The organism is Paenalicyclobacillus macrosporangiidus (assembly GCF_900116805.1).
Taxonomy (GTDB): Bacteria; Bacillota; Bacilli; order Alicyclobacillales; family Alicyclobacillaceae; genus Alicyclobacillus_H; species Alicyclobacillus_H macrosporangiidus.
In genome coordinates this window covers 91,644-114,473 of record NZ_FPBV01000007.1, presented here as the reverse complement: position 1 = coordinate 114,473, position 22,830 = coordinate 91,644, and the positions used below count along the sequence as shown (strand labels likewise).

Below are 22,830 nucleotides of genomic sequence, written 5' to 3'. Positions count from 1 at the left end.
CCGGCAGCACGCCGCGCCGCGGACCGCACCCTCTGTGGCCCTCGCTCCCTCAATCGCGTTCCCCGCAGGTGCACCCGGTTCCGTTCGGTCCCTGGCCGCAACCCAAGCGTGGACCGCGTTCCACCGGGACCCGATCCGACAGCCGGTTGAGCAGCAGTTGCACGACCCCTTGCATCAGCTCGTTGAGCTCCGCCTGCGCCTCTTTGTACTGCATGGCGACCGGGATCTCGTACAACTCATGCTCCAGCTTGGCAATCTCCGCATCCAACTCGCGGACGCGGGGATGATCGGCCGGAAACACCGCCTGCAGCCCCAGGCTGTTGTTGGTCTTCAACTTCAAGGTTTCAAACAGTTGCTGGGCCCGGCGGTTGTTCTCCATCTTCGCACGCGCCTGCCAGAACCGTGCGGCAGCGTCCGAGCAGCCGATCATCCGCGCGATCTCGTCCGCTTTGCGCAGCAGGGCATCCCGGCTCATGCCAACGCCCCCTGCGGCACGTCCACCAACTGGCCGCGGAGCGTCCAAGACTGCGGTTGCTCAATGCGCACGTTCACCAATTGGCCGATCAACGACGCGGGCCCCGGGAACAACACCAGTTTGTTGGTGCGCGTCCGGCCGGCCAGCACGTCGGCGTTGGTCTTGCTGCGGCCTTCCACCAACACCTCGACCGTCTGGCCGGCGAGTGCGCGATTCTTTCGCAGGCTGATGGCCGCTTGGAGCTCATTCAAACGCTGCAGCCGCTCCTTTTTCTCCGCCTCGCTGACATCGTCCGGCCAGCTCGCCGCAGGCGTGTGTTCGCGCGGCGAGTAGATGAACGTGAACGCGTTGTCGAACTGGACTTCCTCCACCAGGCGCAGCGTGTCTTCGAACTGGGCCTCGGTCTCCCCGGGGAAGCCGACAATGATGTCGGTCGTCAGCGTCACACCAGGGATGGCGGCGCGGATCTTGTCCACCAATGCGAGGTAAAACTCGCGGCTGTGGCTACGGTTCATCCGTTTCAAAACCTGGTTGTTCCCCGATTGGACCGGCAGGTGGATGTGTTCCACCACCTTGTCGCATTCGGCGATCGCCCGAATCAGTTCGTCCGTGAAATTCCACGGATTGGACGTGGTGAACCGGATCCTCGCCAATCCCGGGACTTCGTTGACCTGGCGGAGAAGCCCCGCGAAGGTCACATCCCCGAGGTCCACGCCGTAGTCATTGACGTTTTGCCCGAGCAGAGTCACTTCGCGCACCCCGCCGGCGGCCAACTCCCGCACCTCGCCGACGATGTCCTGCGGCAGGCGGCTTCGTTCCGCCCCGCGGGTGTACGGGACGATGCAATAGGTGCAGAATTTGTTGCAGCCGTACTGCACGTTGATCCACGCCCGCACGCGGTCCTGCCGCAGCTTCGGGATGTCCTCGACGGTGACGGCCGCTTTGTCCCACACCTCGAGCACCGTGTCCTGGCTGTGGCGCGCCCGGGTCACGAGCTGCGGAAGCCGGTGAATGTTGTGCGTGCCGAAGACGAGGTCCACCCAAGGGAACTTCTCCAGCACCATCTTTTGCACGCCTTGCTCCTGCGCCATGCAGCCGCACAGGCCAATCAAGAGCTCCGGATTCCGGTACTTCAGGGGCCGAATCCGGCCGATCTCCCCGAACACCTTGTCCTCCGCGTTCTCCCGCACGGCGCAGGTGTTGAACAGGATGAGATCCGCGTCTTCGTCGGCGCCCGCCGGCTCGTAGCCCATCGCACTCAACAGCCCGGCCATCATCTCGGTGTCGTGTTCGTTCATTTGACAGCCGTAGGTCTTGATGACGAACCGGTACGGTTCTCCGGACGGTTTGCGGCCCACCTGGCAGCCTTCGGTCAGCGCTGCCGCATCCCACCGGATGCGCTCCACCGGATTCGGGCGGTGGGTGCCAAAGGTGATCCCGGCACCCGGTTGAAGGCGGCCTTGCCGCAATTTATGAATCAAGTTCTCCACGACTTCCACCTCGCCAATTCGTCCCACGTGGGGGCACTTGCCTACCGTTCATGATATCATACTCACGCTCCGCCACGCGGAAAGGGAGGGCTTGTCCCGGCGCCCGGCTCGTTCACCGGGCGGTGCGCCGCGCCAGCGTCTGCAGGTGGTCGAGAATGCCGGCGAGTGATTGGGTCCAGATGTCCGGCTCGTCGAACTTCATCGGCTTCGAATTGGCTTCGAAGAACCAGGGACTGCCGCCCGCGTCCACCCCGATGTCCATGGACATCTCTCCGAGCCGCTGCCCGTAATGTGCGTCGATGGCTTCGGCACAGGCGATGGCCATGTCGTCCACCCCTTGGTTCACGCGCTCCCCCTTCTCTCCGAACACACTCGTCAACACGTCCGACGCGCTGGCGATGCGGCCGCCGTTGGGCACGTGCGTGGTGATGGTGTTGCTCCCGGCCACCCGCACCCCTTTGCCGACCACCGTCCACCCGCCATCCCGCTTTTGCAGCAACACACGAAAATCGCAGGGACGCCCCTGGTACCGAATGAGGGGAACGGCCGCCTGGATGACGTAGCGGCCCGGGAGGCGGTGCCGGCAGACGAGGCGCCACAGGGGTTTCCAGCTGTCGGCCCAGTAGACGTGGCACCGGCGGTGTTTCAACACGGCCAGCCGAAACCCGCGGCCCTGACGGTCAATGCGCATGATGCCGTGACCGATGCTGCCGCCGGTCGGCTTCAGATACACCCCTTCGTGACGGCTCAACAGCCGGTGCAGTGCCGACGCCCCAAGGTCCGTGGCGGACTCGGGCAGATAACGATTCAATCCCGCCTGGTGGATGATCTGGTAGATGACCGATTTGTCGAAGTACCCTGGGTTGAACGCCGGGATGTCCAGTTCCTCCAACGCATGTTTCGCGTGCACGGAGACGGGATGCCGCTCCAACATGCGATTGGGGATTCGGTTGTACACCGCCTCCGGCCGAGGGCACGGGATCGCCACCCACCGGCCCGGCCCCAGGCGAACGTATCCTTCCCACCAGTCCCCTGTCCGGACGCGGTCGACGGGCAAGACGTAGACGAACGCGCGGCGGGAACGGCCGGTTGCCGCGATGGCGCGAAAGTCCCCTCGGTTCCCCTTGAAAGAGGCGCCGTCTCCGGCTGCCAGGACGGCAAAGACAGGTCCCGCGGAGATTTCCCCGTGATGGACGCTCACCCGGGTGGGGTGACGGTACACGACGCCGCGTTTGGGGACCGCATGGATCACCGGCACCACCACGTTCGAGACACGCGCCCGGCTGCCCGCAGCACGCGGGATGCCGGCGGCGGCAGACATGTACAGGAACATGGTGATACGGCCGCCGGACTGCACCCAGATCAACTCTCCGTTCACTGGTGTCCTCACGCGTCGTCAACCTCCTGTCTCATCGCCGCCGCTGGCGCCGATGCAGGCATCCGCGGTCAGGCATGCGCTGCCGACCGCCGCACGGCCGTCCGCGGGACGGCTTTCCGGCGCCGAACCGGGATCCCCCACACGGTGCGCACGTCCACGGACTCATCCCAGGTTTGGCCGGCCCAAATGAGTTCGAACAGCGGCTCGATGTACTCCCGGTATCGCGGGTACTCGGGCAACTCCTGCAAAATCGCGTGGTTGCGCTTCACAATGGGCAGCAGGACGTCCTTGCGCGCTTGGTAGAACGCCAGCTGAATGTTTTCTTCGTACAGGTCGAACACCGGGAGATCCCGGTGATGTTGCGCCACCAGGTAGGCGATGCAGAATGCCGCCGCCGTTATCTCCGGGCTCACGACGAAGCTCGCCGGCGTGCGGTATTCGAAGCCCCCGTGATCCTTTTGTCGAACGTCCCCTAGAAACCCGTACCGCGTCCGCCTCAGCCGGCCTGTCTTCGGGTCTTCGACCATCATCAGGGGCAGGCCCAGGTAGTTGTCGAGGACGCGCACGAAGTGGCTGGAATACGGCACGTTCGAGAAATGGATGTGCCCACCCGTGCAATACGGCCGGAACGGCATGCTGCCGGCCAGCCATTGAATGCCGGGCCGCGAGATGCGGTCACTGGCCTCCTCCATGACGGCGTGCAGGTTCGCGACCAGCCTGAGCGGGTCCGCATCGGGCTCTGGCCGCAACTCCATCAGGGGGAGCCGTTGGCCGTCGAACTGCACACTCCGGTCATCGCACCCCACTCTCCCTTTGCGCGAAAGGAATTTGCTGGCAAGCACCATCCGGCCGGCCGCGTTGCGGAGCATGAGCTCGACGTCCGTCCCAATCCGTACCGGAGCCTCTGTCGACCGGCCCGCACCTTCCTCGCGGTCGATGTATTGGTCAATCGCGTGGCTGAACAGTTCGAGCATCCTTCCCATCAACACCGGGCTCGGGGTGACGTCGAGCACGTACAAGACGCCCTGCGGGGCCATGCCGATGCTCACCATCCCGTGATCCAACCCGACGGCATGCAGCGCTCGGCACGCCAATTGCAACACGCGCGCCGTCAGCTTCTCCTCATCGAACGGCACCTCGCGAAAGGACGCCTGAACGTTCCGCAGGCGTTGGTTCAGCCACACGGGGGCGCGGTCCGAGCGAAAGCATGCCAACGGGGTCAGGTCAAAGATCGGAATCCGGTATTGGCGCAGGAGAGACGGCGTGTCCCCGTTCCTGTCCCGGCTGTACACCCGCACCCCGACCCGCCTGAGAAAGCGGACCATCGCGGAGCGGGATCGCGTGCGCGCCACCGCGTTCTGCGGGTTGAGCACCCGGGCCTCGGGGGCATCCGACTCGGCTGAGTCCCCCCAGCGGATGACCGTGTCCTCCGGCCTCAATGCGGATACCGACCTGTACTCGCGCAGTCGCCCGACGCGGCGCAGCAGTCGCTGCGCAGACGACTGCCCGGCGTGCAGCAGATAGCAGGCCATGGCCACCTCTCCTTTCCTGCCGGCAGTCTAGCGCTGCTGTGCCAATCGAATGGCGTACTCTATCGGACGGGTGAACGACAGGTCCACGAGGTCCTGCCGCCCTTTGTCGGTGGAGGACGCCTTCCACGGCTTCGAGTTCACCTCGAGCACCCACACCTTGCCCGACTCATCAATCGCCAGATCCACCCCCAGCTCACCCAGCGGCTTCCCGCACTGGCTCTCGATCACGCTGGCAACCCACCCCGACGCACGGCGGACCTGTCCGCGGACGCGGTGACGGCGCTCCTCCGATGCGAATGCTTCGCGCAGGACGGTGTCGAGCGGCATCGCCTCTCCGCCGCTGGCCAGATTGGCCGTGAACTCCCCCGCCTTCGCGACCCGCACGAACATCTTCGTGCGCTTCCACTCTCCGCTCCCGTCCCGTTGCAGGACGATGCGAACGTCGAAGGGCCGCCCGCGGAACCGCGCCACCGGAACACCCTCCTGCAGCACGTGCGGGGTTTGTTGCAGCCTCCGGTGAATCGCGCCGACCACCGCCTCCGCGGTGCCCACCTTGTTCTGCGTCCGGCCAGACTTCTGCCGAACTTCGTATCGGAAGGTCCCGTCTGCCTCCCGCGTCACCCGGACGATGCCAAGCCCGAGACTGCCGTGAACCGGTTTGATAAAGGTCACGGGATAGCGCTTCAGGAAGGCGGCGGCTTGCCGGGAATTCGAGTACTTTTCGGAGTAGGGCACGAGCGCTCGCGTCTGTCGGTCATTCCAGAGCCATTCATGCACGTTCCACTTGTCGAAAAACCCGTCGTTGAAAATGCGGTTGGCGTACATCCGGCTCAGCTGCATCCGCCGGTCCTGGTATTTCTTGCTGCGTTCCAATTTCCGCGAAACCACCTGATCGTAGATCGCGTCCGGCAGCGGCATCCGGTCCGGACGCCACGAACCGTCCTGGAAGACAAAGGCGCGGACGGTGCCGCGGCCAAAGTCGACGTCTTGGATGCCGAAGATATAGACCAAGGCACCTAACTTCTGCCCTGCCTGCACGAGTTTCTCCAGAACCGGAAGTTGCTTGGTCCACCGCAGGGTCTTCCGTCTTTCGTTCCAGACCGGGTTGCACAGGATCCCGATGGTCGGCCCGACGCGTACCGTTCCGTCCTCCAGCCGGGCGCGGACCGCGTCGACCGGTAATCCCAGGAACACAGATTGCGATACCCCGCTGCTCACCCACAGGCGGTCCGGGGGAACACCGGGATCGAGCCAGACGGCGGCGTCCGTGCGCCGAAGGCCGCAGGTCACAGACGCATGCTGACCGGGGCTGAGGGAAAGGAGTCTGCCATGGGAAGGATGGAGACGGATCATCCGCCGGGGACTTGGGAAAACCGATATGAAGATCGGGTCACCATCCTTCATCCGTGGATTCCCCTTTCCGCGTGCTTCCGGGTGAATGGACCCTTGTCGCCCTGATAGCATATTCCACCAGGGCTTCGAGTGACAGTTCCCGGACACGCCGGTCCAGCGATCTCAGCATTCGCCTCCCGGGCGTGGGATTGACCTCAAAAACGACCGGTGTCCCGTCGGATCGCAATCCCAGGTCCACGCCGACCTCCGCGTAGGCGCCATACGTTTGCCAGAGGCGCTCCGCCACCGCCAACGCCACATCGTCCAAACGCGACAAGATCTGGGCATGCTGCGACAGCCCCGCCAACGACAGGGCTTCTTCCGCCAGAATGGCTTGGCCTCCGGTGTGAATATTGGTGGTCACGGATCCGATGGCGCCGACACGCGCCACGCGCGCTATGATGTCGGGGCCGTCCACATACTGCACCAGCCAGCGGAAGTCGAAAGGCCGGCCGTCACGGGTGTGCGGAAGCGGGATGGTTTCCTGCACGAGGCACTGCTCGAGCCCGGTACGACGCCAGAAGGACTGGAAGGATGAGAAATCTTGAAAACTCGCCTGGCGCACGCGGGTGGACGGCTGAAACGTCTTGCCGTGCGGTTTGGCGTCGCGCGGGACGACGCGCTCTTCCCACCGGACGTCCCCTCCGGCAGCACTCCGCCGGACGCGATAGATGGAGATACCCTGCGCGCCGGCGAGGGGCTTGACGTAAACGTCGGGCGCCTGCAGCAGCGCGTCGTACACGTCCTGCACGTTGTGCGCGAGCCGGGTCCAAGGCGCGAATGGCTGCAACTGCCGATCCCCCGTCAGCAGGCGGTAAAAGGTCCACTTGTTGCTCACAGCCCGGGGCAGCGTGTGCAGAACACCCCGGCGGACAAACAGCGCGAGGTCCTCCCGTACCCGCGCCGGTGCAGCGCGAAAGGATCCGGACCGGCGCAGCACCACGTCGGGGAGGGCGATCTTTCCTGCCTGCCAACGGTCTCTCGCGGGATCGTACAGAAATCCTCGTCCGTGCCGCGCGTAACCGGGCGGGAGGACCACCACCTCGACACCGTACGCCTGGCCGACGCGCCACAGATCCGCGCACATGCGGGTCTGTTCACCGAACGGACGGGTCCGATTCGGCTCCACATTCACGTACAAGCCGAGGCGCACCCCGTCCCCTTCCGCCTCCTCGGCAGCATCTGTAGCATGGAACAAAAAAGGGGCGTTTCCGCCCCACAGGAATCCGGCTCGGGCGCCGGTGAGACCGACCCGGCGGCCACCGCCGTCACCGTTCCTCCATGTCCACTTCCTCGAGCAGCTCTTCGTCTTCCTCAAGGAAATCCTCTTCTTTCTTCTCCGCCAGCTCGCACGTGACCACGCACAGCTTGGTGCGGCCCACGACCTCCACCGCCAGCTCCTTCTCGCAGCGGACCAAGATCTCAGAACCGTTGCCCGTGACGGTGGCATCCAGGCAGTTCGGGTTCTGGACGACCTTGACCTGCACTTCGCGGCTGTCCCGGTCGGCGGTGGTATCCAGGTCGCGCAGTGCAATCTGCTCGACGTAGGAAACCGTGTCCTTCGCGACGGCCGTCTCGGAGTTGCCGTTGTACGAGTACCACACGTTGATGTCGAAGCGGCCATGCACTTCCACATAATCGCCGACCAGCTCCGCGTCGTAGGTGTGGTTCATGATCCAGCAACCGCCGATGGTGGTCGGGCGATTGGCAGGGCGGATGGTGTACGTGGTCTGCGAATACTTGCTGCCGCGCCCCACCACGGCGTTGGCCACGATCTCGCGGTAGCTGAGATCCTTGCTTGAGAGCACCATGCGACAACCTCCCCTCTCCTTCTCAGCTCCGGGCGAATCCTGCGCGCCTTGCATTCGCCCAGTCCTGACGTACTGCATCCGTATGCTGGGCCCCTGTCGCTGGTTCCAGCGCCGCCAGGGCGGTGCGCCCACCCCGCGCACCTCGCCACATCGTATGCAACCCCTGACCGGCGTGTCATTCGCCCGTGGGCCATATCCCAGATTCGGGCTCATCCCGGCACGCGGACGCCTCCGGCGCAGGCGTCTGGCACACGCCGCGCCGCAACCGCGGCCGGCACCGGCTGCGCGCCCATCGCGTCCATAAAAAAAGCCCCCAGTCAGGGGGCTTTGTGCGTCACCGCACAGGTCCTCCGCACTGTAGGGCCGCCCGGCCGGCGGTCCCCGACAGCACGTCATCGATTGGGGAGCGCTTCCGTGAGAAACCGATCGAAATTTTTCCACAGGATCTTCTCGCCCAGATCCCGACCGTACCGGTTCACCACCTGCTCCGCGAACGGTGCGTAATCGGCCGCGTCCGCCAAACCGGGGAGCGGGTGGGAAGCCCCGTCGAAGTCGGACCCGAAGCCCACGCAGTCTTCGCCGCCAAGATCCAGAATGTGATCGAGATGGCGGAACACGTCCTCGCTGCTCGCCCGCTCGAGCGGGGCCACGAAACTGGCCTCAAACACCAGGCCAATCCACCCCCGCCGGCGGATGAGGGCCCGAATCACCTCGTCCGGTAGATTGCGCGGATGGGGATGCACGGCGCGCGCGTTGGCGTGCGAAGCCATCACCGGGCCGTCCATCAGCGCCAGCACATCCGACATGCCGGCGTCGGAGAGGTGCGCCAGGTCGAGCCACATGCCGAGCCGGTTCATCTCCCGCACCACCTGCCGCCCGGCCTCGGTCAGGCCGGCGCCGCGGGGTTCCCGGCATCCGTCGGCCAATTCGTTGGCGTCATTCCACGTCAAGCCCACGCCGCGCACACCGAGATCGTACAGAACGCGCAACAGGGCCGTCTGCCCGCGCAGGCAGCCGCCCCCCTCGAGCGATAACAGTGCTGCGAGTTCTCCGCGCTCCCGGGCCTGCCGCAGTTCCTCACGGGAGCGCACGGGCGCGACCTGACCGGCCCGCACGACTTCCCGGTAGAAGAGATCCACACACGTCAGCACCTGTTCCAGTTGGGTCCCGCTCTGGCGGTGCGGGGGGACGTACAGGGCGAATACCTGCGTGCACACGCCGCCTCGCCGCAGCCTGCAGTAGCTTGCTCGCAATTCTGAATCCCCGTGAAAGGCGGCTCCGTCCCCGAGCATCCGCCAGAGGACATCCACGTGGGCATCCGCCACTCGGTTCGCGGTCACACCATCGCCCCTCTCTATGCGCCCGGGGTCACCGAGGTTCGACAATCAGTTTGATGGCGGTGCGTTCTTCCCCGTCGATCACGATGTCGGTGAACGCAGGCACACAGATCAGATCGACGCCGCTCGGCGCCACAAACCCGCGCGCGATAGCGACAGCCTTGACCGCCTGGTTCAACGCTCCGGCCCCGATGGCCTGAATCTCCGCGGAACCATGTTCACGCAGCACACCCGCGAGAGCCCCTGCCACAGAGTTCGGATTCGACTTTGCGGAAACCTTTAAGACGTCCACGCTCGGGCAACCTCCTTGAAAGACCTCGGGACTGGACTAGCACATTATATCGATATTCGCCGCCCCCCCGATTATTCCTTCGGCCGAAGCCACCCGTCCTCACCCTGGCTCGCACAGGAAGATCCGCTCGATGGAGCGCGCCCGGCCCGACTCGTCGTCCAGGTCCACCTCCACGGCGCAGAACTGGCGCGGTCCGCCGGCCACCTGGAACCGCACCGGCAAGTGCGTGCGCATCTTCCGCAGCACCAAATCCCGGTCCATGCCGAGGATGCCGTCGCGCGGCCCGACCATGCCCACATCGGTGATATACGCCGTCCCTCCCGGCAGCACGCGCTCATCCGCGGTCGGCACGTGCGTGTGCGTCCCGACCACCGCGGATACCCGACCGTCGAGATGCCATCCCATGGCCAACTTCTCCGAGGTCGTCTCCGCGTGCATGTCGACCAGCACATGCCGGATGTGCGGGTGCGCGGCGAGGATGCGATCCACCTCGCGAAAGGGACAATCCAACTGACTCAGAAACGTGCGGCCCATCAGGTTGATGACGAGAAACGGCTTTCCCGCCACCTTGCACACCGTGTACCCGCGTCCCGGCGTTCCCTCCGGAAAATTGGCCGGCCGCACGATGCGTGCGTCTTCCTCCAGCAGCGCTTCCGAATCCTTCTGATCCCAGGTGTGATTGCCCATCGTGATAATCTCGACGCCCGCGTCGTACAGCGCTTCGCAGGCCAGCCGATTGATCCCGCGCCCGTTCGTCGCGTTTTCCCCGTTGGCGACGACCAGATCGATTCGCCGGGCGCGCAGCAGGCCCTTGAGGACCTCCCGCACGTAGTCCTGACCCGGCTTTCCGACGATGTCGCCGATGAACAGTACTCTCACCTCTGCCCCTCCGCCCCGCCGAACCGGAAAAAATAGAGTAGCCCGGCGGCTACTCTATTTTGCGTATTCCACGGCTCTCGTTTCTCGAATGACAGTGACCTTGATCTGGCCAGGGTAATCCAGCTCGTTTTCAATCTTCTTGGAAATTTGCTTGGCCAGCCGAACCGACTCCGCATCGTCGACCAATTCCGGTTTGACGATGATGCGGATCTCCCGTCCGGCCTGAATGGCGTAACACTTGTCGACTCCATCGAAGGATTCCGCGATGGACTCCAGCCGCTCGAGGCGCTTCATATAGATGTCCAGCGTCTCCCGGCGCGCCCCCGGGCGGGCCGCCGAGATCGCGTCTGCCGCCGCCACCAACACCGACACCGGGGAGGCGAATTCCACGTCTCCGTGGTGCGCGGCGATGGCGTTCACGACCACCGGATGCTCCTTGTACCGTTTCGCAAGGTCGACGCCGATCTCGACGTGGGAACCCTCCACCTCGTGCGTCACCGCCTTGCCGATGTCGTGCAGCAATCCTCCTCGCCGCGCGAGATGGACATCCAGGCCCAGCTCGGACGCCATCAGGCCGGCCAGTTGGGCGACTTCGACGGAGTGCTTCAGCACGTTCTGCCCGTAACTTGTCCGAAACTTCAAGCGCCCGACCAACTTGACGAGATCCGGATGAATCCCGTGCACACCCGCTTCGAACGCCGCCCGCTCGCCTTCCTCCCGAACGAGTTCGTCGATCTCGCGGCGGGACTTCTCCACCATCTCCTCGATGCGGGCCGGATGGATGCGTCCATCGGCGACCAACCGTTCCAACGCCACGCGGGCGACCTCGCGCCGAACCGGATCGAAACCGGACAGGATGACCGCTTCAGGGGTATCGTCGATGATCAAGTCAATCCCGGTGAGCGTCTCCAGGGTCCGGATGTTTCGGCCCTCCCGTCCGATGATGCGGCCCTTCATCTCATCGTTGGGCAGGTTGACCACCGAGACGGTGATCTCGGAGGTGTGGTCGGCAGCGCAACGTTGAATCGCGGTCGCGATGATGTCGCGCGCCTTCTTCTCCGCCTCCAGACGGGCCTGCTGTTCAATCTCCTTCATCAGGACCGCCGCGTCATGGCGGCTCTCCTGCTCCACCTGGGAGAGGATGAGCTGTCTCGCCGCCTCTTGGGTCAGCCCGGAGATGCGTTCCAATTCCTCGAGCTGGCGTTGATACAGCGCTTCAACCTCCGCCTGGCGCTCCTCCAAGCGGCGCTCGGCCTCCCGCAGGCTGTCCGATTTGCGCTCGAGCGATTCCAGCTTTCGGTCCAGGGCTTCCTCCTTCTGCAGGATGCGCTTTTCCAGCTTCTGAATGTCCGCCCGGCGTTCCTTCAATTCCCGCTCCGCCTCCTGGCGGATGCGGTGCGCCTCTTCCTTCGCCTCCAACAACGCTTCCTTCTGCTTCGCTTCGATGTCTCGCTGCGCAGACTCGATGATCTGTAAAGCTCTCGCCTCGGCGGCGCCGATCTTCGATTCGGCCATCTGGCGCCGGACGACGTACCCGGCACCGAACCCGGCCAGCAGCGCCACCAACGCAATCACTAGCCACGCAAAGGCCTGCATAATGAAACTGCCTCCTTGCTCTCACCCTTGACGCAGTGGCGATCAGGGCAGGTCAAACGCCTTCGAGCTAGAGGCCGTAAATGATACGCATTTTCATTGTATCCGGCTTCGGCAATCATTGTCAAGAAAACGGATCGGGCGGGTCGAGATCCATTTCTCGCAAAACTTCGAAGATGAGGGATGCGGGGAAACCTTTCCGCTGCAGGTACGCCGCGAGGCGATGACGAAGTCCGTTCTCAGCCCGGAAGGCGTGCTTCCTCACGTACGCCTGGGCCAGCTTTCGCGCCGCCGCGCGCTCACGTTCGCGCGCCTCCGGGTGGTCCACGGCGGACGCCGCATCGTGCCGCCCCACACCGCTCTGCCGCAGCCGCCACGCCAACTCCCGCCGGCTCATCCGGCCGCCGTTGACCTCGGCGTAGTCCCGTGCATACGCTGCGTCGTCCACCACACCTTGCGAGCGCAGTTCTTCAACCACCCGCTGTGCCACGGCCTCCTCGACACCCCGCCGTGCGAGGTACGCGAGCACTTGCGCCGCTGTCCGTGGGCGGGCCTTCAGGTACGACAGGGCCCGGTCACGCGCCGTCCCGACCGCCGCGCACCGCTCCAAGGCGGCGATGTCGGCGTCCGTCAGCCTCATGCCCGTGCGCCCGCCGAATTCGACCCAGTCTCGAATCGGCACCATGAGCGGCTCCCGTTCCGCGAACACCACCCGGGTCCAATGGGGGAGGCCCGGCGCCTCCTCCACCCGGATCACCGTGAAACCCGCGTCATTCAAAATCGAACGCGTCCTCGCCCGGATCCGCCGAGGTCTCCGCCTTCCACGCGGCGCCGAGCTGGAAGGCCTCGCGGATCTTCTGTTCAATCTCATCCGCCAACTCCGGATGCTCTTTGAGGAACTGCTTCGCGTTCTCGCGCCCCTGGCCGAGCCGCTCTTCTCCGTACGAGTACCAAGCGCCGCTCTTCTGAATCACATCAATCTCGGTGCCGATGTCAATCATGCTGCCTTCCCGGGAGATCCCCTCGCCGAACATGATGTCCACATCGGCCGTCTTGAACGGAGGCGCGACCTTGTTCTTCACCACGCGGATTTTGACCCGGTTCCCCACGACCTCGTTGCCCTGCTTGAGCGCCTCCGTGCGCCGCACCTCGAGACGGATGGTGGAGTAAAACTTGAGTGCCCGGCCCCCGGTGGTCGTCTCCGGATTGCCGAACATGACCCCGACTTTCTCCCGGATCTGGTTGATGAAGATGGCGATGGTCTTCGATTTGGAGATGGCCCCCGCCAGCTTGCGCAACGCCTGGGACATCAGCCGCGCCTGCAGCCCGACGTGGGAATCGCCCATGTCGCCCTCGAGCTCGCTCTTGGGCACCAACGCCGCAACGGAGTCGATCACGATGATCTCCACCGCCCCGCTGCGCACCAGCGCCTCCGCGATCTCCAACGCCTGCTCGCCGGTGTCCGGCTGCGAAATCAAGAGCTCGTCCGTGTTAACTCCGAGCTTCGCGGCGTACACCGGGTCAAGCGCGTGCTCCGCGTCGATGAACGCGGCCTGGCCGCCGCGCCGCTGCACCTCCGCCACCGCGTGCAGGGCCACCGTCGTCTTTCCCGACGACTCCGGTCCGTAGATCTCGATGATCCGCCCGCGCGGATACCCGCCCGTTCCGAGGGCGATGTCGAGCGCGAGAGACCCGCTCGGCACCGTTTCGAGATTCATGCTGGAGGACGCCTCGCCGAGGCGCATCACGGCTCCCTTGCCGAATTGCTTTTCAATCTGTTTCAGCGCCAAGTCCAATGCCGCGCGTCGATCGTTCATTCAGCACCATCCTCGTCCGGATTCATTCCCTGCGACCAATTCCATTCGTGATCTCGAGCCGCTTTCCTGCTTCCTATTGTATCAGGTTCAGAGATTCGTGCAAACATATGTTCGGTTTAATGCAGTGGGACGCGGTGCTCCGCTTCTGCTGCGCAAGCCGCTTCGCGCCGCGTCCCACCGCATCCGCTGTTGACGTTTCACGAGGTGATACGCATATCACAAACGGGATAAAACGCCCAGCCACCATAGGCGAAGAAAAGTACCCGCTCCGCTTCGCGCTGTGTGCCAAACCCTCGTCGCCCCATGGGCGTTTCGCGAAGTGTCTGGCGCAGCAGAAACGAAGCGAAACGCCCATGGGGAATCAAAAAGGCGCCCCCTCCAAGAGAGGGCGCCCCGCGATGAGACCTCCCGCCGCGGCATCACGCCGCACGACAGCCCCCGGCGGGGGTCAGCGGCGGCTGCGCGGCCGGGCCGGCTCCATGTTCACCCGCATGCCGCCCCAGCGGCTCTGGCGCAGCGACTCGTAGACGAACGGCGCCGAATCCTGCTCGATCTCGACGAACGTGAAGCGGTCGAAAATGTCGATCTTCCCGACCGCCTGGCCGGGTACGCCCGCCTCCTCCGAGATCATGCGCACCAGGTCTCCCGGGGTGACCCGGTTGCTGCGCCCGATGTTGACGAAGAACCGCACCATCCCGGGCGTGGCGCCGGTGTCGCCAAAATCGTAATCGGCCTCCTCGCGCGCCTCAAGCTCGCCCGCGGACGCCAGCTTCAGGGCGGCGCAGGCGATGTCGACCGGATCGTGCTCATCGATGATGCTGTCGAGGATGGCCCGGTAGTGGCCGAGGCCTCCGTTCTGAATGGTCTCGATGATGCGCTGCCGCCACATCTCGGCCTGCCGTTCGGCCACGTCCGCCAAGGACGGCACCTCGCGCGCCACCATGCGGGCCTTGGTCTCGCGCTGGATCTGCTTGAGCAGCTTGAACTCGCGCGGTGTGACCAGCGTGATCGCCAGACCGCGCTTGCCTGCGCGGCCGGTCCGGCCGATGCGGTGCACGTACGACTCGGGGTCTTGCGGGATGTCGTAGTTGATGACGTGCGTCACATTCTCCACGTCCAATCCGCGGGCGGCCACGTCGGTCGCGACGAGCAGTTCAATCTCGCCGGTGCGGAACTTCTTCATCACCCGATCCCGCTGGGCCTGGCTGAGGTCCCCGTGCAGCCCGTCGACCAGGTAGCCGCGCGCGATGAGCGCCTCCGTCAGTTCGTCCACCCCCCGCTTGGTGCGGCAGAAGACGATGCCGAGCTGCACCTCTTCACTGTCGATGATTCGGCACAGGCTCTCCAGCTTGTTGCGCTCGAGCACCTTGTAGTAGACCTGATCCGTCAGCGGCACCGTCACCTCGCCCCGGTTGACGGTCACGTGTTCCGGGTCGCGCATGTAGCGAAGTGCCAGCCGCTTGATGTCGTCCGTGAAGGTGGCGGAGAACAGCAGCGTCTGCCGATCCGCAGGCGTTTCGCCGAGAATGGCCTCGATGTCCTCGATGAACCCCATGTCCAGCATCTCGTCCGCCTCGTCCAGCACCACCATCCGCACGTGCTGCAGCTTCAGCGTTCCGCGGTGGATGTGGTCGAGCACGCGCCCCGGCGTGCCGATGACAATCTGAACGCCCTGCTGGACCGCCCGGATCTGGTGGCCGATGGATTGGCCGCCGTAGATGGGCAAGGTGCGAACCCGTTTGTACTTGCCGATCTTCCGAAACTCACCCGCCACCTGAATGGCAAGCTCCCGGGTCGGGGTGAGCACAAGCGCCTGCACATGTCCCTCCGGGCCGACCCGCTCGACCACCGGAATGCCGAAGGCCGCCGTCTTTCCGGTGCCCGTCTGCGCTTGACCGATGACGTCGTGCCCCTCCAATATCAACGGGATACAGGCCGCCTGAATCGGGGACGGCTCCTCGTATCCCATGTCGTCGATGGCTTGCTGCACCCGTTTGCTCAACGCAAAATCCGTAAATGTGGTCATGCTGTCACCTGTCCATTCCATTCAATTCGCGCCCGCGCGCGGTTCGTAGCCGGCCAACGCCTGCCACATCCGCCACAACACCTGCTTGCTCGCGCGCAGGCGAATCTGTTCGCGGGAACCGCGCAGCTGCAGGCGGTACACCTGCGTCCCGCCGGCACCTGCCACCGCCACATACACCAACCCCACCGGCTTCTCCGGTGTCCCGCCGTCCGGCCCTGCGATCCCGGTGGTGGCCATGCCCCAGTCGGCGCCGAACAATCGCCGGACGCCCTCGGCCATGGCACGCGCCGTCTGCTCCGAGACCGCGCCGAACTCGGCCAGCGTCGCCGCGGGGACGCCCAAGACCTGTTCCTTCACCCGGTTGTGGTAGGCCACCACGCCGCCGAGGTAGTATGCCGAGCTGCCGGGCACTCCCGTGATCATAGAGGAAAGACCGCCGCCCGTGCAACTTTCCGCCACCGCCAGCGTCTCGCCGCGCGTCCGCAACAGCTTGCCGACGACGGACGGCAGGGACTCGTCGTCGACCCCGTAGATGTACCGGGAGAACCGCTGCCGAAGCTCGGTCTCGACCTCCGCAATGCGCGCGCGGGCCGCCGCCTCGTCCGGCGCGCTGGCGGTGATGCGCAACAGCATCTCGCCCTCTCCCGCCAGGGGAGCCACGGTCGGATTGGCCTGCGCCAGCAGGTGCGGAATCTGTTCGTCCACATCCGATTCGCCGATGCCGCAGAAGTGCAGCACGCGGGAGACGAGCACCTGCTCGTGGGGAAACAGACGGCGCAGCCGGGGCAAGACCTCGTTGCGCAACATCGGCACCATCTCGAGCGGCGGCCCGGGGAGCAGGAAATAGTGCACGCCACCCGCCTCGATGTACAACCCGGGCGCGGTCCCGTTCGGATTCGCAATCATCTCTCCGCCCTCGATGCACAGGGCCTGCTTGCGGTTTTGCTCCGGCATCTTGCGCTGCCTGGACCGGAAGTACGCCTCAATCTGGCGCAGCGCCTCCTCCGACATCACCAGCCTGCGGCCGAGAAATTGCGCCAGCGCCTCCTTGGTCAGATCGTCGGCGGTCGGACCGAGTCCGCCGGTGACCACGACGACATTCGATCGCGATGCGGCGACGCGGAAGGCTTCGACGATGCGGCCCATGTTGTCGCCCACCGCGCTGTGGTGATAAATAAAAAAGCCGTTGTTCGCAAACTCCAACGACACCGTACGGGCATGGCTGTTGGCGATTTGGCCGAGCAGGATCTCCGTCCCCACGGCCAGGTGCTCACCCCGGCAAGATTCGCTCATCTTCACACCGCTCCCCTGGCATCCAGGGACGCCGTCAGGCGTCCATCTGAATGACGTGCTTGTTTTTGACGAAGTAATCGACCCCGGACGCGAGGGTCATGATCACCATCGCATACACGGCCAGCGTGTCGAACGGAAACCCGATGACAGAGAAGGGGAAGTTGTTGATGATCAACGCGACCATCGCGACCACCTGCGTGGCCGTCTTCCATTTCGCAAGACGGCTGGCGGCAATCACGATGCCTTCCGCCGCGGCCACCAGGCGCAACCCGGTGACGGCGAACTCGCGGCTGATGATGAGGATGGCCACCCATGCCGACAGCCGCTGCATCTCCACCAGGCTGATGAGCACTGCGGAGATCAGGAGTTTGTCGGCCAGCGGATCGAGGAATTTACCGAAGTTGGTCACCAGTTTCCGCTTGCGCGCGATGTACCCGTCCAGCCCGTCGGTGGTCGCGGCGATGATGAACACCAGCGCCGCAATCATCTCGCTGCCGGTGGTGGTCCGGTGGTTGATGGTGACGGTCCAAAAATTGAAACGCACCAGCAGCGTGAACACCACCACAGGAACCAAGAAAATTCTGGCTAGCGTGATGCGGTTAGCCAGATTCAACGAGAACACTCCTCATTCGGCGAAGAGATCGGAGATTCGCGGCCACCCACGCCGTTCATCCTGCTGCCGCCGAGTCCGAATCCCCCACAGTATAGCCCACCTGGAAAACCCATGTCAAAGCCGAACGCCTCAGCCGCGGTAGTTGGTGAACTGCAGCGGCACGGGGAGGTCGGCGTCGCGCAGCGTCCGGATGACCGCCTGGAGGTCGTCCCGGCTCTTGCCGGAGACGCGCAGCTGGTCGCCCTGGATGGACACCTGAACCTTCAATTTTGTATCCTTCACCAGCTTCGTGATCTGCTTCGCGACGTCCTGCTCGATGCCCTGCTGCAGCCGCACCGCCTGGCGCACCGTCCCGCCCGCGGCCGGCTCTATCTTGCCGGGCCGCAGCGCCTTCAGAGACACGCCGCGCTTGACCAGCTTGGATTCCAAGACATCCCGCAGCGCGTTCAGCTTGTACTCGTCGTCGGACAGAAGCGTGATCACGCCCTTTCCGTCGAACTCGATGTCGCTTTTGCTCCCCTTGAAATCAAACCGTGTCGAGATCTCCTTGAGAGCCTGCTGGACCGCGTTCTGCACCTCCTGCAGGTCGACCTCCGAGACAACATCGAAGGAAGCTTCCTTCGCCATTGCACAACCTCCTCAAGCCAGTACCTTCATCGCGATGCCTTCGGGTCAGTCCTGTCCCCGGACGATGACGACGTCGATGGCGTCCTTCGTGTCAGGCAGCGCCAACGGCTGCCCGTTGAGCGTCAACGTCACGCCCGGCACGAATCCGACCCGAATGCGGATCTGCTGTGACCCTTGCCAAGTCCGCGACTGTCCCACCGGGATGGTGTCGCTCGGGTCCACCACCTGTCCATCCACCGTGGCGCGCACCCAACACGCCCCCGTGCTGGCCGTCAACTGGGCGACCATCGGCCCTGTCGTGCTGACCACGTACGTCTGTTGGTGGTTGCTGAACGTTTGGCTGACCACGCGCAGCCCCGGTTGTCCGGCCGTCTCTCCGCCGGTGCCGTTCGCCGCATTCCCCGCCGTGTTGTCCGAGCCGCTGCCAGCCGCCGTGTTGCTCGCCGGATTGCCGGCCGGTGCGGCCCCGTTTTGGACTGCATTTCCGCCCACTCCGGAGGTCCATCCCTCGCGCACCGCTGTCTCGTTCCCCCCGGCACCGGCGGCACCGCGCCCGGGCCTCTCCAAATACCACCATGCTCCCGCCAGGCCGGCGAGCACGGCCACCACCGCCGCCGCCTGTCCTGCGGCGTTCCATCCCCATCCGCCGCGGTGCGCGCGGGCCCGGCCGCGGCCCCGCCGTTCCGCATGAAGGCTGCGGGCGGCAGGCCGCGGGTCTGAAACCCTCGGCCGGGACGGCGTGGGGTTCGGCACATGTCGGCCACGGCCTCCCTCCGCAGTCGGGACACCCCGCGCGGACTTGTTCTCGGACGGTTCCTGCGTCCCCCGGAGAGGACGCCATTCTCCCTCCGACTCCGCGCCCGCATGGAAAGGCGGGACGTCGGGACGCTGGGACGGGGAATCGACGGGCGAGTCGTGGGTCAAGGATGACTCGGGATCGGCGGACGGTTCCTCCGCAGGGCCATCGACATACGCCTCCAAGAGCTGCCGCCCGTCCAATCCCACCGCTTCCGCGTAGCTGCGCACAAATCCGCGCGCATACACATCGCCAGGGAGAATGCTCCAATCGCCGGATTCGAGCGCCTCCAGATACCGTTTGCGAATCTTCGTGGCCGCCTGCAGTTCGTCCAGCCCGATGCCCAGGCGGAGTCGCTGCTCCCGCAGCTGGACGCCCAAAGCACGCAAGTCGCGCATTCCGCAACCCTCCTGTTTTCAAAATGGCCGATCCGTGCGGCAGCCCGTCACTCCCCGTTCCAGCGCGCCGCCTCCTGTTCATACGCCTCATACTGGATCACTTCGTCGGGGTACCGTCGCAACTCTATCAGCAGGTCGAACACATTCCACCCAAAGTGGGAATGGCGTACGAAGATGTCCGGGTGTTCGATGACAATCGGAGCCGGGAGCCCCATCACCTCGTCGACCAGCGCCAGGTGGCGTTCGTCCCCGCGCAAGGTGGACACCGCGCCGTCGATGATGTACACGAATTGGTCCGACATCAACTCGTCGTGCCCCAACTCGCGAAGCATCGTCTGCCGCAGCAGCGTCGACGAGATGAATGTCCACCGCTTGTTGGCGTACACGCTGGCGGCGACAATCGATTCCGTCTTGCCCACGCGGGGTTGTCCCCGTACCCCGATGACCTGGCGGCCGGGGCGTTTCAACAGCTCCCCCAGGAAGTCGACGAGGATGCCCAGCTCATCGCGCACGAACCGGTACGTCCGTGCCTCCGTGTCGCTGCGTTCGATGATCCGGCCGTGCCGCAGCGCCATGCGATCCCGCAAGGTCGGCGTGCGCAACACCGCCAGGTCGACGTCGTCCATCAACTGGAGCATCGTGCGCAATACGTCAATGCTCTCCGGACGCTGCGTGCGGAGCAGGAAGCCACGGCCATACTCTGACACACCGCCGAGCTGCAGGATGTTGAATCCCAACATCCCGAGCAGCGACGCGATGTCCCCGAGCAAACCGGGCCTGTCCCGCTTGATGTGGTATTGGAAATACACCTCGATGCACGGTTGCCCGTCTGCCTCCGGCACCAAACGCGCCACGGCCCCTTTCCAATAGTTTTCCAACCACAGACCGCTTCATGCGATCCCGACCACGGCGGCCCACTGGGCGCGGAGTTGGACAGGCAACTGCCCCCATGCCGCGGTCGGATTGAGGGAACCCGCCTCCAAGGACATTTCCACGCCGCTGACCGACGCCTGCACCCCTGCGGGGACCAGGTTGGGATCGAGTGTTGTGAATGGGGACTGCCTGACCGAGCGCACGCCGCCCTGCCAGTGTCCGCTTGCGTAAGCCGACAAGTCACTGGCGATGGACGCCGCTCCTGGGGCCGCCGGGACGCCGGCCACGCCGGACAAGCCTGGTTGCGGACAGAGGGACAGCACCAAGGTTCCCTGGGCGCGAAGCGTGGACCACTCGGCGGGTGTCAGAGGCCTCGGCGTCACAACGACCTTTGGCAGGGATGCAGGCGAGGCCGACGGGTCCGTCGCAGTGAGGGCCATGACCGGTCTCAGCTGTACGGTGGTGTTGGCGCCGTACAGCCCGGCCAAGGCGGCGGTGATGGCCTCTTTGCCCACCGCGGCGGACCCATCCGCGACCCAACCCACGGTGGCCACGGGCTGGAACGCCGCCAACTGCCCGGCAGTCCATCCCAAGCTGTAGGCCGCATCTGTGAGGTCAACCACAACCTGTGCCACGTGATCGCCGGGGGCCGTTTGGGGAACGCCTCCCACCCATTCAAAGCGCACGTCCGAATGGCCACCTGCCTCCGACCGCGTCTCCTCGGAGGGGCCATCGGGATCAACCACCATGACCAAGCCCACGTGCGCCTGGTTCAGGACCTGGTCGAGCGTGTGCCGCAAAGATCCAGACGAGACACGCGCCACTTGTGTGACAAGCCCTGGTGTCGTCCATACCGGATTGAGATCTGCGTCCGACCAGTGCGGGGGCTTCCCGACCACCACCACTTCGGCGGCCGCCTTCTCGTGCATGGGGCGCATGCTGGCGAGGTCGGGCGCCCCGCACGCGGACACACCGAAACAGGCGGCAAGCGCCAGGACCCACCGCTTCCACATGTGTGCATCCAGCAAGATCGCGTCTCCTGTTCTGTGTGGCGGGGGAGCGCTCGGGCTCACCCGGTTCGTCGCTTCTATTGTAACATGGACTCGTTCACAACGGACTTGCCTTTCCTCCAGAAAGCGCCGATAATAACGGCAAGGGGTGGGGAACCGATGAAAGACTTGGGCGGAGAGCACCTGTCGGTCGCGAAGGCGCTGTATCAATTGGACTTTTACCTCCAAATGCTCGAACTTCCCTTCACGGTGCGAGACCTGTATCGGCGCGCCTATGAACAGCGCCGCGGTGACCGATACGACGACCGCTGGTTGGACCACCTGGCTGAAGACCCGGATGTTGCACAATCCCTGGACGAACCGTTCACCACGAGCACCATCGTCGAGACCTTGATGCGCACCGGCCACGAGCCGATTGTCCGCGCTCTGGTTCGGGAGGTGCGCCGGGCCGATATTCGATACGTGCAGGCATATATGATGGGTACGCCGCGCAGGCGTTGAAGCGAAAGGGCAGCGGAAATCCGCTGCCCTTTCCTTGCCTCCTTTGGGGAACGGCGCGGTGCCGACAGTTTTTATGATCCTCCGGCGTCTCCCTCACCCTCCCTCCGGCGGGGTGGTGACGAACTGGGCCCAGCTGTCGTCCGCGCCCTCTCCCGTGCGGACAGGCAGGGATTGCACCGCCTGCAGAAAGGCGCCCGGTGCGGTCGTGGCAGACACATCGAGTTTTTGGTAGGCGTCCCGGCCGAGATCCGCGCCGCCCACCAACTGTCCGCCGGCCATGAAATACACTTGGGCGTCAACGATGTCCTCCCCTGCGCTGTACACCCTCTGGAAATACGACTGTGCGAGATTCGCCATCTGCGATTCGGCCGCCGCTGCGGCGGACGCATCAATGCCGAGCTCGACCTGCGCCGATACCGTGTATCCGCCCGACACGTTGGGCAGCACCACCAACTCATCCAGCCCCGACACAGGCGCGAGGGAGCGGGCCACCGCCTGGACCACGGTGTCGGGCACATCCATGCCCGCCGTCGCGGCGGGGGATCCCAACGCACCGTTTGACCAGTCCGTCCACCCGCCGCCGAGCTCCGCCGCCAGTCCGCTGGCGCACACCCCATAGACGGCCGAGAGGATACCCACCCATGCCAGCGCTGGGACGAGGTCGGCCAGCCGAAACGATCTCATGGTCATCGACTCC

General features: G+C 64.9%; 22 protein-coding genes. 1 reads left to right on the top strand and 21 read right to left on the bottom strand.

Translation table 11 applies throughout. From position 1 onward, the window contains the following. Positions 1–49: 49 nt before the first annotated feature. The 20 genes from BM357_RS08190 to BM357_RS08095 all read right to left on the bottom strand — a co-directional run bounded on the left by BM357_RS08190 (position 50) and on the right by BM357_RS08095 (position 21,650). Entirely contained in the window at positions 50–475 is a 426-nt protein-coding gene (locus BM357_RS08190) for a YlbF/YmcA family competence regulator (protein ID WP_074951468.1), read from the bottom strand. Continuing rightward, positions 472–1,965, bottom strand: a complete 1,494-nt coding sequence (gene miaB, locus BM357_RS08185) for a tRNA (N6-isopentenyl adenosine(37)-C2)-methylthiotransferase MiaB (protein WP_074951465.1) — start codon at positions 1,963–1,965, stop codon at positions 472–474. The genes BM357_RS08190 and miaB overlap by 4 nt, the downstream gene beginning before the upstream one ends. Before the next feature lie 112 nt (positions 1,966–2,077). Then, positions 2,078–3,355: a YheC/YheD family endospore coat-associated protein gene (locus BM357_RS08180; RefSeq protein WP_139234624.1), complete on the bottom strand. Its 1,278-nt coding sequence runs from the start codon at positions 3,353–3,355 to the stop codon at positions 2,078–2,080. Positions 3,356–3,411: 56 nt separating this feature from the next. Continuing rightward, positions 3,412–4,875, bottom strand: a complete 1,464-nt coding sequence (locus BM357_RS08175; RefSeq protein ID WP_074951463.1) for a putative amidoligase domain-containing protein — start codon at positions 4,873–4,875, stop codon at positions 3,412–3,414. 27 nt (positions 4,876–4,902) lie between these two features. Beyond that, complete coding sequence (locus BM357_RS08170) at positions 4,903–6,165, bottom strand: YheC/YheD family endospore coat-associated protein (RefSeq protein WP_175511483.1); 1,263 nt, start codon at positions 6,163–6,165, stop codon at positions 4,903–4,905. 100 nt (positions 6,166–6,265) lie between these two features. Next, on the bottom strand, positions 6,266–7,420 hold the full coding sequence (locus tag BM357_RS08165; protein ID WP_074951460.1) for a YheC/YheD family protein: 1,155 nt from the start codon (positions 7,418–7,420) through the stop codon (positions 6,266–6,268). 115 nt (positions 7,421–7,535) lie between these two features. Continuing rightward, positions 7,536–8,078 carry an outer spore coat protein CotE gene (cotE, locus tag BM357_RS08160; RefSeq protein ID WP_074951457.1) on the bottom strand — a complete coding sequence of 181 codons (543 nt, stop codon included), beginning with the start codon at positions 8,076–8,078 and terminating at the stop codon, positions 7,536–7,538. 392 nt (positions 8,079–8,470) lie between these two features. Next, on the bottom strand, positions 8,471–9,418 hold the full coding sequence (locus BM357_RS08155) for a dipeptidase (RefSeq protein ID WP_245783897.1): 948 nt from the start codon (positions 9,416–9,418) through the stop codon (positions 8,471–8,473). Between the two features lie 28 nt (positions 9,419–9,446). Beyond that, positions 9,447–9,707, bottom strand: coding sequence for a stage V sporulation protein S (locus BM357_RS08150; protein ID WP_029420434.1), 261 nt, complete (start codon positions 9,705–9,707; stop codon positions 9,447–9,449). Positions 9,708–9,806: 99 nt separating this feature from the next. Continuing rightward, positions 9,807–10,586 carry a TIGR00282 family metallophosphoesterase gene (locus tag BM357_RS08145; protein WP_074951454.1) on the bottom strand — a complete coding sequence of 260 codons (780 nt, stop codon included), beginning with the start codon at positions 10,584–10,586 and terminating at the stop codon, positions 9,807–9,809. 54 nt (positions 10,587–10,640) lie between these two features. Beyond that, a complete protein-coding gene (rny, locus tag BM357_RS08140) occupies positions 10,641–12,182 on the bottom strand; it encodes a ribonuclease Y (RefSeq protein WP_074951450.1) in 1,542 nt (513 codons plus the stop codon). Between the two features lie 121 nt (positions 12,183–12,303). After that, positions 12,304–12,957 carry a regulatory protein RecX gene (locus BM357_RS08135; protein ID WP_074951447.1) on the bottom strand — a complete coding sequence of 218 codons (654 nt, stop codon included), beginning with the start codon at positions 12,955–12,957 and terminating at the stop codon, positions 12,304–12,306. Then, on the bottom strand, positions 12,950–13,996 hold the full coding sequence (gene recA, locus BM357_RS08130; RefSeq protein ID WP_074951444.1) for a recombinase RecA: 1,047 nt from the start codon (positions 13,994–13,996) through the stop codon (positions 12,950–12,952). Before recA ends, BM357_RS08135 begins: the two co-directional genes overlap by 8 nt. Positions 13,997–14,444: 448 nt before the next feature. Next, positions 14,445–16,022 carry a DEAD/DEAH box helicase gene (locus BM357_RS08125; RefSeq protein ID WP_074951440.1) on the bottom strand — a complete coding sequence of 526 codons (1,578 nt, stop codon included), beginning with the start codon at positions 16,020–16,022 and terminating at the stop codon, positions 14,445–14,447. Between the two features lie 21 nt (positions 16,023–16,043). Then, on the bottom strand, positions 16,044–17,315 hold the full coding sequence (locus BM357_RS08120; RefSeq protein WP_074951591.1) for a competence/damage-inducible protein A: 1,272 nt from the start codon (positions 17,313–17,315) through the stop codon (positions 16,044–16,046). 34 nt (positions 17,316–17,349) lie between these two features. After that, the gene (pgsA, locus tag BM357_RS08115; RefSeq protein WP_074951437.1) at positions 17,350–17,928 is read right to left on the bottom strand and encodes a CDP-diacylglycerol--glycerol-3-phosphate 3-phosphatidyltransferase; all 579 of its coding nucleotides are present in this window, start codon (positions 17,926–17,928) and stop codon (positions 17,350–17,352) included. Between the two features lie 129 nt (positions 17,929–18,057). Next, positions 18,058–18,555: a YajQ family cyclic di-GMP-binding protein gene (locus BM357_RS08110; protein WP_074951435.1), complete on the bottom strand. Its 498-nt coding sequence runs from the start codon at positions 18,553–18,555 to the stop codon at positions 18,058–18,060. Positions 18,556–18,600: 45 nt separating this feature from the next. Then, positions 18,601–19,749: a helix-turn-helix domain-containing protein gene (locus BM357_RS20475; protein WP_074951432.1), complete on the bottom strand. Its 1,149-nt coding sequence runs from the start codon at positions 19,747–19,749 to the stop codon at positions 18,601–18,603. Positions 19,750–19,796: 47 nt separating this feature from the next. Further along, complete coding sequence (locus tag BM357_RS08100; RefSeq protein ID WP_074951588.1) at positions 19,797–20,564, bottom strand: DUF3388 domain-containing protein; 768 nt, start codon at positions 20,562–20,564, stop codon at positions 19,797–19,799. Positions 20,565–20,639: 75 nt separating this feature from the next. Further along, positions 20,640–21,650 carry a hypothetical protein gene (locus BM357_RS08095; protein WP_074951429.1) on the bottom strand — a complete coding sequence of 337 codons (1,011 nt, stop codon included), beginning with the start codon at positions 21,648–21,650 and terminating at the stop codon, positions 20,640–20,642. A 141-nt stretch (positions 21,651–21,791) separates the two neighbouring features. Between BM357_RS08095 and BM357_RS08090 the strand changes: the two genes are divergently transcribed. Further along, complete coding sequence (locus BM357_RS08090) at positions 21,792–22,133, top strand: hypothetical protein (RefSeq protein ID WP_074951426.1); 342 nt, start codon at positions 21,792–21,794, stop codon at positions 22,131–22,133. Between the two features lie 93 nt (positions 22,134–22,226). Here the strand turns inward: BM357_RS08090 and BM357_RS08085 are convergent, their stop codons facing one another. Next, positions 22,227–22,817: a hypothetical protein gene (locus BM357_RS08085; RefSeq protein ID WP_074951423.1), complete on the bottom strand. Its 591-nt coding sequence runs from the start codon at positions 22,815–22,817 to the stop codon at positions 22,227–22,229. Positions 22,818–22,830: the final 13 nt, after the last annotated feature.